Here is a 14,608-nt window from a genome sequence, read left to right on the forward strand (position 1 = left end):
GTGCAGCGTCCGGATGGCCCCGTGCTGGGCTCTCTTCAATCGCGCTACGCGCTCCATCCGAGAACCCAGCACGGCAAACCGCACACCAACCGATTTTGCACGAAAACAAAATACAAGGGCGGGGTGATAACCCCGCCGGCATCGGCACCACATCTCACCCAAATGACAAATACCCACAAAGCCCAATTACATCCAAATTGCATCAGTGTAAAAAATTCCGACATTCAATGACTTACACCAAAAAAAATGCCTTTCTCCTAGTCTTCTGCAATATCGTCGTAACACGCCGGCCCTAGCCTTCGAAGACTCAAACAATTCAAAGCGAGCCGACATGAAAGCAAAAATCTGCGCCCTGGCCCTGACCGCCGCGCTTACTGCGCCGGCCCAAGCCAGCATCGCCAGCCTCGACCTTGGCAACTACCAACTGACGGCCACCTACCTGCTGCCCCAGGTCACCGCGTCCGAGGCTTCGGCCGTGACCTGGAACTGGGATACCGACACCTTGTTCGTGATCGGTGACGAAGGCGACTACGTCGTGGAAGTCGACAAACAGGGCAATCAGCTGAGCAAGATGAACCTGTTTGGCTTCGACGACACCGAAGGCCTGACCTATGTCGGCAACAACCAGTTCGTCATCGTCGAAGAGCGTCTGCAAAACATCTACCTGTTCGACTACAACGCCAACGGCGCCGTGGGTCGCAGCTTTCTGCAAAGCGTGTCGATCGGCCCCACCACCAGCAACATCGGGCTGGAAGGCATCTCCTACGACCCGCTGAACGGCGGCTTCGTGCTGGTCAAGGAAAAAGTCCCACAAGCGGTATACAGCGCCTCGGTAGACTTCAACACCGGCAGCGCCACCGTCACCGAACTGGTCGCCCGTGAAAACCTGTTCAGCCAGCTTTTTGGCACCCTGGATCTGGCCGAAGTACAGGTGCTGAGCACGGTCCCCTCGCTGGTCGGCACCTCGTTTCAGGATCACCTGCTGATCCTCAGCCAGGAAACCCCCTTGCTGCTGCACACCACCCGCGACGGGCAAGTCCTGGGTAGCTTTGACCTGTCGGCAATCGGTACCGACATCGAAGGCCTGACCATCGACAGCAAGGGAACCCTCTACCTGGTCGGCGAAACCCCGATGCTGTACGTGCTGACGCCCACCATCGCCCCGGTACCCGAACCCGAAACCTACGCCATGTTGCTGGCCGGCCTGGGCCTGATCGGCTTCATGCGTCGTCGCAGCCAGCGCTAAGTCACCCCACTTCACCGACACCAAGGAAATCACCATGAACCAACTGCTTCCCCTGCTGCTCGCCGCCGCCCTCGCCCCTCAGGCGGCCCAGGCCAACGTCAACATCACCGAATGGATGTATGGCGGCGGTAGCGGCGAGTTTGTCGAGTTCACCAACCTGGGCAACAGCGCGGTGGACTTCACCGGCTGGAGCTACGATGACGACAGCCGCCTGGTCGGGGTGTTTGATCTGAGCGCATTCGGTATTGTCGGCGCCGGTGAATCGGTGATCATCACCGAAATCGATGCCGACACCTTCCGTCTTGACTGGGGTCTGTCCGCCAGCGTCAAGGTGCTGGGGGGTTACACCAACAACCTGGGGCGCGCTGACGAAATCAACCTGTTCGACGCCTCGGGCAACCTGGTAGATCGCCTGACCTATGGCGACAACGCCGCAGCGGGCGGCCCGCGTACCCAGAACGCCAGCGGCTACGCCGGCAGCTTTGCCGCACTCGGCGCCAACACCGCCACCGCCTGGGTGCTGTCGTCGGTCGGCGATGTCGAAGGCTCATACATGTCGTTGTCGGGCGCCATCGGCAGCCCCGGCGTCACCAGCTTCGCCGCACCGGTACCGGAACCCGAAACCTACGCCATGCTGCTGGCCGGGCTGTGCTTGGTGGGTTTCATGGCCAAGCGCCGCAAATCACAGCAACTGGCCGACTAAGCGCGGCCACCCGCCCCATGCAAAACGGCGAGCCGATGCTCGCCGTTTTGCATTGCGGCACGCCTGAACCTCAAATAGGCACGCAAGCGCAACAAGACCACCTTCGCATCATTAGTTCGCCACGGCTTTGCAGACACCGCAACCAAGACGCTCCGTATACGATCCGGATTTCAAGCTGGGCGGGGTGACGCCCCCGCCCCACCGCTCGAACTTACCCCCGCGCGTCACCCCAACGCAGGTCAAACGTATCGTCACCCACGTAGGTGGCATGGCCGCTGCGATCCACGCAGTACTGGAAGGAGAGGATCTTCTCTTCCACCGTCTGCCCCTCACCCACCCGGGTGTAGTCGAACAGCACGCTGCGCTCAATGCGCGAGCCAGCGCGCAGGTGGCAACCGCGGCCGATCCAGGTGGGGCCGATCACCGACACGCCCGGCTCGATGCGGACGTTGGAGCCGATGTAGCACGGCCCCACGATCTGTACGCTGTCCCATGCAATCGACGTATTCAGGCCCACCCACACACCGGGGCGGATCTCGCGGCCCGGCATTTCCATCTGTGCCACTTCGCCGCGCAAGACACGCTGCAACACTTCCCAGTAATCGGTCAGACGGCCGATGTCGATCCAGTTGAAGAAGCGCTTCTGCGCATAAAAAGGCAGATCCTTCTCCACCAGCATCGGAAACAACTCGCTGCCGATGTCGAACTCGCGCCCCGGCGGCACCAGATCAAGCACCTGCGGCTCAAAGATGTAGATGCCGGTACTGGCCAGCGTGGACAAGGCCTCTTCGGGTGCCGGCTTTTCCTGGAAGGCCTTCACCCGGCCGTCTTCGTCGGTGACCACCACGCCGTAGTTCTTGACCTGCTCGCGCGGCACATCCAGCGTCACCACGCTGGCCAGCGCACCCTTGTGACGGTGCTCTTCCAGCGCCGACCGGATGTCCAGATCCACAATGGCATCGCCACACATCACCAGCGTGGTTTCATCAAAGAAACCGCCAAAATCCTGAATCTTGCGCATCCCACCGGCCGACCCCATCGCCTTGGGCACAATCTCGCCGTGATCCCGCTTGCCCTCGTAGGAATAGCCGATCTCCACCCCCCAGCGATGACCATCGCCAAAGTAGTTTTCGATCTTGTAGTGGTTGAACGCCACATTGATCATGATCTCGCGAATGCCGTACTTGGCCAGATGCTCGATCAGGTATTCCAGCACCGGTTTGTTCAGAATCGGCACCATCGGTTTGGGCAGGTTCTTGGTAAGCGGGCGCACCCGTGTTCCCTGACCTGCCGCGAGAATCATTCCCTTAGCCAACACACTCTCCCTGGTTCAAACACATCAATATGCACCCGGCCGGCACCCCCGGCCAGCCGCCGCTCAATCGCCCCCGAACAGATCGCGGGTGTACACCTTGGCCTCGACATCACGGATGTCGTCGGTCAAGCGGTTGGCCAGAATGATGTCAGCCTCGCGCTTGAACGTCTCCAGATCGCGCACCACCCGCGACCGGTAGAACTCGTCCTGTTCCAGCGCCGGTTCGTAAATGATGACCTCGATGCCCTTGGCCTTGATCCGCTTCATCACGCCCTGAATGCTCGAGGCGCGGAAGTTGTCCGAGCCTGCCTTCATCACCAGCCGATACACCCCCACCACCTTGGGATTGCGGCGCACGATCTCGAACGCCACAAAATCCTTGCGCGTGGTGTTGGATTCGACAATCGCGTGGATCAGGTTCTGCGGCACGTTGCGGTAATTGGCCAGCAACTGCTTGGTATCCTTGGGCAGGCAATAGCCGCCATACCCAAAAGAAGGGTTGTTGTAGTGGTTGCCGATGCGCGGATCCAGACACACCCCCTCGATGATCTGGCGCGTATCCAGACCATGCGTGCTGGCATAGGTGTCCAGTTCGTTGAAAAAGGCCACCCGCATCGCCAGGTAGGTGTTGGCAAACAGCTTGATCGCCTCGGCCTCGGTGCTTTCGGTGAACACCAGCGGTACATCCTGCTTGATCGCCCCCTGCACCAGCATCGCCGCAAACGCCTCTGCCCGCGCGCTGCGTTCGCCCACCACAATGCGCGACGGGTGCAGGTTGTCGTACAACGCCCGCCCTTCGCGCAAAAACTCGGGCGAAAAGATGATGTTGGCCGGCCGTCCCTGCGCCAGCGAGAAGGCTTCACGTACCTTCTGCGTGTATCCCACCGGCACGGTGGATTTGATCACCATCACCGCGTCCGGGTTGATGGCGATCACATCGCGAATCACCGCCTCGACAGAGGTCGTGTTGAAGTAATTGGTCTCGGGGTCGTAATCGGTGGGCGTCGCGATCACCACAAAATCCGCACCTTCGTAGGCCTCGCGCTTGTCGAGCGTTGCCCGCAGATTAAGCGGCTTGTTGGCCAGGTAGTCTTCGATCTCGGTATCGACGATCGGCGACTGCCGGCGATTGAGCATCTCGACCTTTTCGGCAACCACATCCAGCGCAACGACATCGTTGTGCTGGGCAAGCAAAATAGCGTTTGACAGACCGACATAGCCTGTACCAGCGATAGCAACTTTCATGTTCGGATATTCCACTTTACCAAATGCAGCCGAAATACATCTCACACGCAACCATACCGCACCCGCCAAATCCAACGCCATGGAACACTGTCTCCAGCCGGCAGCAGGCGCGCTTCCTTGTCGTGCCACTCCTGCGCTTGCTGACGACAGCCCTAGCCGTCGCCATCACCTTTCAGGCCAAGAGAGCGTCCGCCATCAACCACGAAATTCTGCCCGGTAACGAAGCTCGCGCGAGAGGACACCAAGTAAGCCACCATTTCAGCGATATCCTCGGGCTTGCCATAACTATTCATCCAGTTTGTTCGCCCAAGCTGTTCAAGTTGGGAAGCGGTGATCTCTCCACGTTGCACAATGCCCGGGGAGACGCAGTTCGCGGTGATCCCGAAACGGCCTAGCTCCATGGCTATTGACTTGGTAAAGGCGATGACTCCACCTTTTGAGGCCGCGTACTCCGCGAAATCCGCCTTACCTTGCACGCCCAACACACTTGAAATGTTGATAATACGTCCGGACTGAGCAGGCACCATCACCTTGGCGGCCTCTCGACAGCACAAGATAGCGCCCCTGAGATTAACATTGAGGACCTGATCGATCACATCAGTGCTCTGCCCAATCAAGGGAGAATGAGCCCCTCGAGCGCTGCCACCCGCACTATGCACCAAAATATCGATGCGCCCATGACGACCAGCAACAGCAGCAAACGTCCGGACGATATCTGCCTCGTCCGACACATCGAGCCTTTGCGGGTAAGCCTTTCCCCCCAAACCTTCAATCTCTGAAACAACCGTGGCGATCTTATCCGGACTCATGCCGCAAACATAAACGGTCGCACCTTCAGCGGCCAGACAGCAAGCAATGCTGCGACCAATCGAGCCGCTACCGCCCGTAACAATGGCGATCTGATTTTGTAGCGCGGATCCATCAGCAACGCGTATTTCATACGGAACCGTAACAGGAATCCGCGGAAGACTCCGATCACGAAGCCCCCGCAGCTTTCGCCGAACGCGTCCCGGAAGAATTTTCTTTAACAAACTCATGAATGAACATCCTTATCGGGAAATACCCAGGCGACGGGTGACAAAACGGATCGCCAGACTACGCTCATCACGATGCAAGCCCACTGCAGCAACGCTCAAAACCACAGAGACGCCAGCTACACAGCACACCAGAATTGCCCAAGGCAAAGTATCCGGTACATACTGGCGGAACAAGATCGGCGCAATAGGCGCTAATAGCAGCACAGCCGCGCAACGCAGCAAGACATCATGAGCAAAGCGGCGGATCGACAGCATAATTGAGCGCCTCAAAAAACAAAGACGAGTGAAGGCAATTACTGTGGACAAGAGTATCGCAACCATGAACACAATCTCCGGCCCATAGCCATAGACAAGCAGAATATAACTGAGCGGCAAATTCAACATACCGATCGAGCTAAGCGTCAGATGATAGGCTTTGACACGACCGGTTGCCGATTGGGCTGCACCCGCAACACCTGCAAAACTCTCGATCTGCAACTGGACAAGAATCAACTGGACAAAAATGACTGCGTATTCGGGCACACTTACCAGCCATAAACCCAATAGCGCCTCGGTCTCTATCAGCACTGGCAAGACAATCACCAAAACAAGAAAGAATGCCAGCCGCGCCCCCTTGAGAACCAGTACATGCATCTTCGCCATCTCGCCTGCAGCATATGACTTTACGATCTGCGGGTTGAGTGCATGAATAAAGCTACTCGTAAAGCTCTGAATCGCTGTATTTACCTGCAACGCCAGTCCGTAAGCTGCGTTGACGAGGGTACCGAAGATCACATTGAGAATGACATTCGCACCTTGCAGCCGCAATGCAATTGACAGATTGCTGAAGATGCTCCAAGAAGAGAATGAAAGAATCTCGCGAAACAGTCGTTTATCCCTACGTGGTCCAGTATGACACTCCTGAAAGTGGCGCCAAGCATACCAAGCGTAAACACACGCAACCACAATCGAAACAAACAAGGTAAGTACCGCAAACGCCTGCAATCTGTCACCAGACAGTTTAAAAAGCGCGTAAGCCACCGCAAGTTTCAAACTGACATCAAGAATACTGACGTAAGCAAACGCGGTCATGCGCTCATTCGCAATGATCGCTGCGTTATAAGGTGCCGAAATCACATTGAATAGAAAGGCTAGCAGTGCGCATTGAAACACCCAGTTCGCAGCCACCAACCGGTCCGGAGCAATCGTCAACTGATTGTTCAAAAACCATAGACCTGCCGTCTGCGCAACAACCAGGATAATCAGTGCCAGCAGAAGATGGATGAAAAGGCAGGTGGCAAACACCCGCCGCACATCCGCATCAGAACCCGATCGCCCCTTCTCAAAATTAAGAAAACGTTGCGTCGCGGCAACCATTGCTGCATTGAGAAATCCCATCAGCAACATCAACCCGCCAACCACGCTGAACAACCCGAAGTCGCTTACCCCTAAGGCCTCAAGAACGATCCTTGAGGTGTAAAGGGCGACCCCCATTGTCAGGATCGTACGAAAGTACAACGCCAGCGTATTCCTGGCTATCCTGCGACCATTCTCGCCCATGCCCTCAGCCCTTAGCCCTTAGCCAACTGCATTAGCGAAACAGTTTAGGCAACTCGCGTTTCAATCGACGACGAACCTTGTCACCAAAGGTGATTTTGTTCAAACCGCCCAGATATGCCTTGAACTGCCGGACGTCATCCTCCTTGACACTGAAGACCTCTACAAGGACCGGGCCGGGCTCTTCGGAACTCGTCAGCACGTCAAGCGCAGCGTCACATTCGGCGGCAGTCCTTGCTGAGATATAGCGGAAACCCAAAGACTCTACCCATCCCTGTGCGGACGTGACATGACCGGCCGACACGTGTCGGGACAACTGTGGCGCCTGGCTCTCGCTCAGCGGCACGTGCATCACGCCGCCCCCCTCATTGTTCAACAGCAAGATCCTCAGACTCTTGGACAGATGTCGATTCCACAACGCATTCATGTCATAGAAGAAGGTCAGATCCCCAATGACAAGATAAACCGGCTCTGCGCTTGCTGCCGCATAACCTACGGCCGTCGACATGCAACCGTCGATCCCATTCACCCCACGATTACAGAACGAAGTAATCGTGGGATCGGAACGGAACAGATGCACCATACGAATGGGTAAGCTGTTGGCGATATGTAGTTTCGCATGCTGCGGGAGTTTGCGGACGAGCTGACCAACAGCATAGATCTCGCCAAACGTTGCCTGTGGCTCCGAAATATTCCGCTCTACTGAGGCCCACGCATTGAAGTATGTACCGCTTGCTTTCGCACCAGCAAAACCGCACATCCTTTCAAAGAAGAATGCCTCGCGAGCTGCAAACATGGTAGTCAGCCGCCTGAACGGATCGGCAACACGACTCGTACCGAGATCCCATACTTCAAATGGATTATCCAGTGTTGAAAGATAACCTTTCAACCCACTATTGAAGGTGTAGTTACCAAATAGCGTAATGACAATATCCGGTGCCAGCTCGCTGGCCTGATCAATCGTCATCGCGCGGAGCGCAAGATAGGCGCTCTTTATCGCTCGAGAACTTCGGCAATTGGAAAGGCGGTCAACCAATATCGCACAATCAAACATCTCGACAAAACGCTCGACAGCCTGACCGAGACGTTCGTCCACCGGCGCAGCCTGACCCCAGACGATCAGAACTTTTCGTCCTGAAAGCTGACTCGCGTAACGTTGCCAAACGTAATCGTCTGCATCGGCATCAACCCTTGTAATCCTTCGTACAACAGGCAACTTCTCAGTAGAAAACTTGTCCGTGTGATGACTTTCGATCGGGCAGTTCAGATGAACCGGACCTCGTCCGTGATGATCCAGCTCGAGGAAAGCCTCATTGATCACACGATTGCAGTACCATTCCGAAAGCGCATTCTTGACCTCTGTCAGCTGCCCCTGGTACCGGATAAATCCGTCGTAAACCCCTTTCTGGAGGCACATTTGCTCCTCCTTCTGGTTCAACAACTCGGGGAGACGATCTGCAGTCAGCACAACAAGGGGCAACCCCTGGTAGAAGGCCTCAACAACTGCCGAGCCATAGTTGATTGCCGAAGTCCCCGATGTACAACAAACCGCGACAGGCGCCCCCGTCTGCTGAATCAAACCCAAGGCAAAGAATGCCGCACTGCGCTCATCCACAACCGAATAAAGCGTGAAGTCGGGGTCCTGTTCCATTGAGCGAATAAGAGGGTAATGTCGGCTACCCGGAGAAATCACCGCCCTCAGAATACCGTGTTGTTTCATGAGGGAAATGAGATGAAGAATCAGCTTATTATCGGAATACACGGTTACGCTCAAGCCCAATTATTGATCGAATACACTTCAAGAAACCTGCAGCCCTGCCATGAGGACCAACACGGATCTCCGCAGAAGAACAACATCATTCAGAAATTAAAGAATCAAACAACAATCACCGAAAATCACTCGAATAAAAATAACCGCCAACCATGATCCGGCATCTTCATATATCAGAAACCTAACCCAGGGTTAAAAATTTCTCAATTCCCACACATGCAAATGCACTGTAAAAAGAGATCAACAATCAACTGTGCCACCGAGTGCCCCATCAATAAACATCTCGGACAACATTCGCTTCTCAGCCAGCTTTTTGTTTACCTTATCGAAATCGATTGGCTCACGCATGATCTCGCAGGCCATCCCCGATCGGTACGCATCCTCCTCAACCAGACGGTGGGAGAGACCGAGCATATCCAGAAGCGACGTGAATCTACTTGTTCCGCGCAGCGAGTTTGCGATAGCAATAAATGGTTTATTGAAAAGGATGGCGAAAACCATGCCATGAAACGAATCAGTTACGACAAATCCGGCTTTCTTGAACGCAAACACCCACTGCGGCACCGTCGCGTTGGAACACAGCCCGAGGTCGTGACGTCCAAATCCCGCCCCCAAGGCGGTGTTAACCTCTTCCAGCATCTGATCACGAACTGACGAGCGATCAAGAACATAGGAGACAAGTGTCTTACCTGCATCGGATTGGTCATCGAAGGAGCGCGCGTCAAAACGTCGGTAGAACTCAGAACCTACCAGAAGCGTAGGATCCAGCACATGAACACAATCCTCCCTTCCCAACTCACGGCATACACTCACACCACTCGCCTCACGGGTCGAGACAGCATCAAACGCTGCAAGCAATCCCCTAATTGCATCTACCTTCTGGGGATTCTGCCAGTGATCCTTACCAAACGACGCTGCATATGCAATCCTTTTCGTACTGCATCCATTCAGGAAATCCAGGAAATAACGCTCGCAATCGTAAAAGCTATAGTCCCACCGCCAGACTTGATCACTACCCACTATGACTGCATCAAATTTTTCGCGGGCGGCCATACTGCGAAAAGCACCCTTCGATGTCAGCGCTTCCGTGCGGGCCGGCAAGAACGACTCCAAAAAGCGCTTGTGCTGCTGCAGTTTCATGTACTTGTAACGAAAGTTCTTGAAATTCTGACCTGGGACATACTTGAGAACACCACCGACCGCACGCTTCCACGAACTGAGATGCTTGCCGGCGTTGTTGATTGATACGACCTCATATCCTCTGTCACTCAGATATCCATAGAGGGCAACAGCCTGCAGCATTCCTCCATAGTTATCGACCAATGGAAGACTCATCACGCCGATTTTCTTCATGTCAGATTTCACAACCATCGTCTGTCAATACCCACACGAAAATACCTTGTATCTGAAATAAAATTTCGAAAACAAACCCTGTAATTCAACAGCCAACCAGATTTTTCAAACATTCACCCAAAATCGAGCATGCTGTTCGGACAATCACATATTGACAAAATAAGCCTTTGTATATTGATGAACATCATCTCTAGCAAGCAGTGCGTCGACTGAAAGCCAGTGCATCTCCGAGTGCTGCGCATCAAACTCAATCCGGGGCTCCGTCAGGAGTTTTAACCGATAAGCCAATACAATGTAATGTGTCGAGACGCCCGACTCGCCTTTGAAATTATCGTCATAAAAGTGTTGATACACCCCGCAGGCGCGCCAGTCTCCAAGGTTAGGATGGATACCCAACTCCTTGCGAACAACTCTTCCGAGCGCATGACTGATACATTCATCTTTCAGAATTCTGCCACCGGGTACAAACAAGGTTCCTTGTGCCGGACGATTCGTCCTGCGCCCAAGCAAATAACGACCACTGCTGTCTTCCACCAAAAGGTCAATCGAAACAAGGGGCATGGAAGCCACCATATCGAGAAACCTTGAATCGTCGTAAAACGTCTGCATCAGGATCACCGATAAACAAGCTGTTTAACCGCACCTAGCACAAACAAGGTATTGGTAACAAAATAGCGCCGCCATAGTCTGCGCGGTTCGCTGGCCAGACGATGCAACCATTCGAGACCATTCCGCTGCATCCATAGCGGCGCACGTTTAATTGTTCCCGCGTGATAGTCAAACGCCGCACCGACGCCTACCATTACGCCAAAAATTCTGCCTCGGTGGTCCTGCATCCACTTTTCCTGCTTCGGACATCCGAGACTGACCCAAACCGTTCCGGCACCAGAGTCATTTATCATACTAACGATCGCATTATCCTCCTCAACCGACAACGGCCTGAAGGGAGGCGAATAAGCCCCTGCGATTTTCAAGTTGGGAAACCGTGACGCAAGCACTTCCCTCAACTTCTGCAGGGTGTGCTCGGCTCCACCGTAAAGGAAGATGGACTCGTCACGTGACGCGGCCTCCTCCATATAGCGCCACATCAAATCTGGGCCGTTAATGCGCTCTTGTGCACCAAAGCCAAGCTTTCTCAACATCCACGCAACCGGCGCACCATCAGGCGTCGCCAGATCCGCGTCGTTAACGACCGCCCTGAACACCGGGTCCTGAGTAGCCGTCACCACAGAGTGGGAATTGCAGATACACACGTATCGACTCTGTCTGGATTTAGCCCAGTCGCGAATCCGTCCCAAGGCCTCAGTCCAGGTTACGGCATCGATGAACGCAGCACCCAGAAGCGTGGCTCCCCGCTTTGCATTAACTCGATCTACCATTACTGCCCCCTCAAACTTTCAGTGCGGACTCGATGCCATCGGCAAACCGCTTGACCATGTTGTCGACCGTGTAGCGATTACTGTCAGCGAGGGCCGCAGCCTTCATACGGGCAAGGCGTTCTTTATCACTGAGCAGATCGAGAACGGCCCCGCCGTAACTTTCGACAGAATCTTCCGTCATCAAGCCATTCACGCCATCCTCAAGATAAGCAACCTCGGGCGAATGTCGGGCCGTGCGGGTCGTCACCATCACCAGACCGGAGCAGAATGCATCCACAATATGCAATCCAACAAGCCCCGGATTCAAGATGACATCACCAGCACGAAAATAAAGTGCCTTCTCCCTCCCCTTCTTGACCCCAAGAAGATGAATCCAGGGACGCGTGGCGGCGCATTCCTTCATGAAGGGCATTGAGGGTCCATTCCCAATGACTATCAAACTAAATGTAGGCAACTTCTCCTTAATCCAGTCCGCGCTAGAAATAAGTAGCTCTAACTTCTTATCAGGGTATAAAGATCCACAGAAAATACCGACCGGAGCATCCTTCTCGATACCAAGATTTGTCTTAGCAGAAAGAACCTCCTCACTGCTCCAACTCGCAAGATCCGCCTTGAATTCGTCAGTATCGATTGCATTCTCTAAGGAGGATATTCGACCCGCTGCAAAGCCAGCGTTCTTGAGAATATCTACAGTCATTTGAGTGTAAGCGAACCACCAATCCACACGAGTAAGCAAAAAACTCTTCCATCGTTCGCGAAAACCGGTCGGGACGTCACTCTGAAAGTTTTTACCATGCCCCCAGTAAGCAACTTTCTTACGAGAAAAAAGTCGACTAAATAGGATTGGATAATTAGAAAGTATCCTGCTTTCCTGCATGATTACATATAGATCGGAGTCCTTAACGGAATCAGGAACCGGCTGCCAAAGCACATCCCTCTCTCCGAACTCCCAGAAGCGGTTAACCACTACATTAGCCCAAGGAAGCTCACCCACATCGTTTTTGGGAATTTCTCTACGACTAGGCTGCCCATGAACGAGCGACAGACTAACCCCTCGCCTCTCGCACTCCGTTTTTAAGCGATCAAAGAAATTTACTCTATAGTGCAAAAGACGATGCTGAAAAATTGCAACCTTCACGAACGCGACCTCCGAAACAATGGATTTATGATACATGAATCAAATCCCTTTTCGGAGAATTTGTAGTCTCCCAGTTTCAGAGACTGCTCATGATCAGCAATATCTTCTTCACTGGTATAGCGTCTTCCTAGCACCCTAGCCGGCACGCCACCTACCACTGCATACTCAGGAACATCACTGGTAACAACGCTTCCGGCCGCAACAATCGAACCTCGGCCCACGCGGACTCCCGTTAGTACAACAGCTCCATACCCAATCCACACATCGTCGCCAACAACAACCTCTTGTTCGCGAAAACGACTTGGGTATTTCTGACTAGCGACCCAAGGGGAAAACCGAACCGGTACACCAACCACAGAAAAGTCGTGATCATTTCTACCAACAAATGCGACTCTATTAGCAATCAACACGTAGTCACCAACCCTGCAATTGGCTTCAATATTCACATCCTTTCCAATATACACACACCTACCAAGCGAAACATGATCCGGGGCCCATATCCTTGCGCCCTTTCCAACATGTAGCCCATCTCCGTACGTCAGAAATCGAGACTTCCCCATCACAGTAAGGAAGGTTCGCAATCTTCTAAGAAAAGCCATTAAAAAAGCCACATCATCCCCTAGTTGAAGAACGCAAAAGGCCTGATGAAATGCATAATGACGCCACCTTTGTACCAGAACGGAGATGTCATCAACCGCGCTTCTACATAGAGCACAGCCATGACCAACATCACCGGAACACTCAACACATACGGGACAATCTTGACCAGAATCAGCACGCTGACCGCAATCATCAGCATCCGCATGCTCTCCATGTAGAAGTACATGCGCAGAAACGGCAACGGCTCGGAGTATGTTCCAACAAGAAATGAAACATACATCAACCATGAAATAAGCAAGGCAACGCAGAAAAAACGAACCTCAGGCGTCGTGATTCGGCGGTACAGAAAAGCAAATGCCATGAAAACAACCAGGTCAAAAACATGGACATACCAAGCAATTGCCCCATCCGACTTGCCAATGGTGTAATAGCCTCCGCCCCCAGCCAGACGGACAAAAGCAAACCCCAGCAGGATGAAAACTGGCAAGACCAGAACCAAGCGTTTCGCTCTCACCTCCTCAGGCATTCTTGCGAAATAGATCGCTACGGCGACCACACCGACAGGAATGATTGACGAATTGTGCGTAAGAACGCCCAGCGCAATCAGAAAGAAACCAAGGTTTCTGCGGTCACAGGTCCAGGTAACAAACCCCAGCACGATGAATGCGGTCGCGATCTCCTGCCTCACCAGTTGCGTCGTCAAGGTAAAAGTAATTCCAACCGCCAGCGCGGCCAATACAGCTGCAACGATCTCGATCGAATTGTCCGCCACCGAATCCAGAAGCACAGCCAAGGCGAGCCCGCACAATCCGTAAATCAGGAAAGTCACCACCCACGCGAGTACAACGGGATCCCCCCCGGTGATATTGGCAAGTGCATAAGAGATGAAGTGAAAAACAGGTTCTGATGTCTTGATCTTGATATTGCCGAACTGCGACCCAAGGTAGTCCCAAATGGACATATACGAGAGAAGCTTGTGATGAATCGTGTACCAGCCCCAATCACCTGATATCGACTTCTCGCCGTTCATCCATCCAAGAAAAAGGCAAAGCATCAGCACTGCGCCGAGCGCAGACGTTCGCTTGGAACCAAAGAATACAAAAACGACAAGAACCGAAAGCAATGCAGGAAGGACAGGAAACATTGCTGCGGAAATCAGGCCAAGGACAGACAGACTTATCCCGACCAAGACCAGCAGCAACACCCGGCCCATACTCAGCCAAGAGTTCTGACCGGCAACTTGATAACGCTCGTACAATTTTGGAAGCATCGAGAATCAGCGTTC

Annotated in this window: 15 protein-coding genes; 4 read left to right on the forward strand and 11 right to left on the reverse strand. The window is 53.7% G+C overall.

The window, feature by feature from the left end; all coding sequences use genetic code 11:
- The 3 genes from DNK49_RS24470 to DNK49_RS24825 form a co-directional block, all read left to right on the forward strand.
- The coding region (locus DNK49_RS24470) for a hypothetical protein (RefSeq protein ID WP_207807071.1) at positions 1 to 231 on the forward strand (231 nt) is incomplete at its 5' end.
- Positions 232 to 331: 100 nt separating this feature from the next.
- Positions 332 to 1,246 carry an SdiA-regulated domain-containing protein gene (locus DNK49_RS24820; RefSeq protein WP_110529792.1) on the forward strand — a complete coding sequence of 305 codons (915 nt, stop codon included), beginning with the start codon at positions 332 to 334 and terminating at the stop codon, positions 1,244 to 1,246.
- 34 nt (positions 1,247 to 1,280) lie between these two features.
- Positions 1,281 to 1,949, forward strand: a complete 669-nt coding sequence (locus tag DNK49_RS24825; RefSeq protein ID WP_110529794.1) for a lamin tail domain-containing protein — start codon at positions 1,281 to 1,283, stop codon at positions 1,947 to 1,949.
- 211 nt (positions 1,950 to 2,160) lie between these two features.
- Here the strand turns inward: DNK49_RS24825 and DNK49_RS21550 are convergent, their stop codons facing one another.
- From DNK49_RS21550 to menD, 5 genes are all read right to left on the reverse strand, one after another.
- On the reverse strand, positions 2,161 to 3,252 hold the full coding sequence (locus DNK49_RS21550) for a nucleotidyltransferase family protein (protein WP_110529797.1): 1,092 nt from the start codon (positions 3,250 to 3,252) through the stop codon (positions 2,161 to 2,163).
- Positions 3,253 to 3,327: 75 nt separating this feature from the next.
- Positions 3,328 to 4,509 carry a nucleotide sugar dehydrogenase gene (locus DNK49_RS21555; RefSeq protein WP_110529800.1) on the reverse strand — a complete coding sequence of 394 codons (1,182 nt, stop codon included), beginning with the start codon at positions 4,507 to 4,509 and terminating at the stop codon, positions 3,328 to 3,330.
- A gap of 152 nt (positions 4,510 to 4,661) precedes the next feature.
- Positions 4,662 to 5,546: an SDR family NAD(P)-dependent oxidoreductase gene (locus tag DNK49_RS21560; protein ID WP_110529802.1), complete on the reverse strand. Its 885-nt coding sequence runs from the start codon at positions 5,544 to 5,546 to the stop codon at positions 4,662 to 4,664.
- Positions 5,547 to 5,558: 12 nt separating this feature from the next.
- Entirely contained in the window at positions 5,559 to 7,085 is a 1,527-nt protein-coding gene (locus DNK49_RS21565) for an oligosaccharide flippase family protein (RefSeq protein WP_110529805.1), read from the reverse strand.
- Positions 7,086 to 7,116: 31 nt separating this feature from the next.
- Complete coding sequence (gene menD / locus DNK49_RS21570; RefSeq protein WP_207807073.1) at positions 7,117 to 8,802, reverse strand: 2-succinyl-5-enolpyruvyl-6-hydroxy-3-cyclohexene-1-carboxylic-acid synthase; 1,686 nt, start codon at positions 8,800 to 8,802, stop codon at positions 7,117 to 7,119.
- Between the two features lie 12 nt (positions 8,803 to 8,814).
- Between menD and DNK49_RS24180 the strand changes: the two genes are divergently transcribed.
- A complete protein-coding gene (locus DNK49_RS24180; RefSeq protein ID WP_165843407.1) occupies positions 8,815 to 9,009 on the forward strand; it encodes a hypothetical protein in 195 nt (64 codons plus the stop codon).
- 84 nt (positions 9,010 to 9,093) lie between these two features.
- Here the strand turns inward: DNK49_RS24180 and DNK49_RS21575 are convergent, their stop codons facing one another.
- The 6 genes from DNK49_RS21575 to DNK49_RS21600 all read right to left on the reverse strand — a co-directional run bounded on the left by DNK49_RS21575 (position 9,094) and on the right by DNK49_RS21600 (position 14,593).
- Entirely contained in the window at positions 9,094 to 10,206 is a 1,113-nt protein-coding gene (locus tag DNK49_RS21575) for a polysaccharide pyruvyl transferase family protein (RefSeq protein WP_165843408.1), read from the reverse strand.
- A gap of 144 nt (positions 10,207 to 10,350) precedes the next feature.
- Positions 10,351 to 10,815, reverse strand: coding sequence for a GDP-mannose mannosyl hydrolase (locus tag DNK49_RS21580; protein WP_110529814.1), 465 nt, complete (start codon positions 10,813 to 10,815; stop codon positions 10,351 to 10,353).
- 5 nt (positions 10,816 to 10,820) lie between these two features.
- Positions 10,821 to 11,585 carry a WecB/TagA/CpsF family glycosyltransferase gene (locus tag DNK49_RS21585; protein WP_110529817.1) on the reverse strand — a complete coding sequence of 255 codons (765 nt, stop codon included), beginning with the start codon at positions 11,583 to 11,585 and terminating at the stop codon, positions 10,821 to 10,823.
- Between the two features lie 10 nt (positions 11,586 to 11,595).
- A complete protein-coding gene (locus DNK49_RS21590) occupies positions 11,596 to 12,723 on the reverse strand; it encodes a glycosyltransferase family 4 protein (protein WP_165843409.1) in 1,128 nt (375 codons plus the stop codon).
- Positions 12,720 to 13,169, reverse strand: a complete 450-nt coding sequence (locus DNK49_RS21595) for a DapH/DapD/GlmU-related protein (RefSeq protein WP_243632472.1) — start codon at positions 13,167 to 13,169, stop codon at positions 12,720 to 12,722. The genes DNK49_RS21590 and DNK49_RS21595 overlap by 4 nt, the downstream gene beginning before the upstream one ends.
- Before the next feature lie 173 nt (positions 13,170 to 13,342).
- Positions 13,343 to 14,593, reverse strand: coding sequence for an EpsG family protein (locus DNK49_RS21600; protein ID WP_110529823.1), 1,251 nt, complete (start codon positions 14,591 to 14,593; stop codon positions 13,343 to 13,345).
- Between the last annotated feature and the right edge of the window lie 15 nt (positions 14,594 to 14,608).

Origin of the sequence: Parazoarcus communis SWub3 = DSM 12120 (assembly GCF_003226565.1) — a bacterium.
Classification (GTDB): Bacteria; Pseudomonadota; Gammaproteobacteria; order Burkholderiales; family Rhodocyclaceae; genus Parazoarcus; species Parazoarcus communis.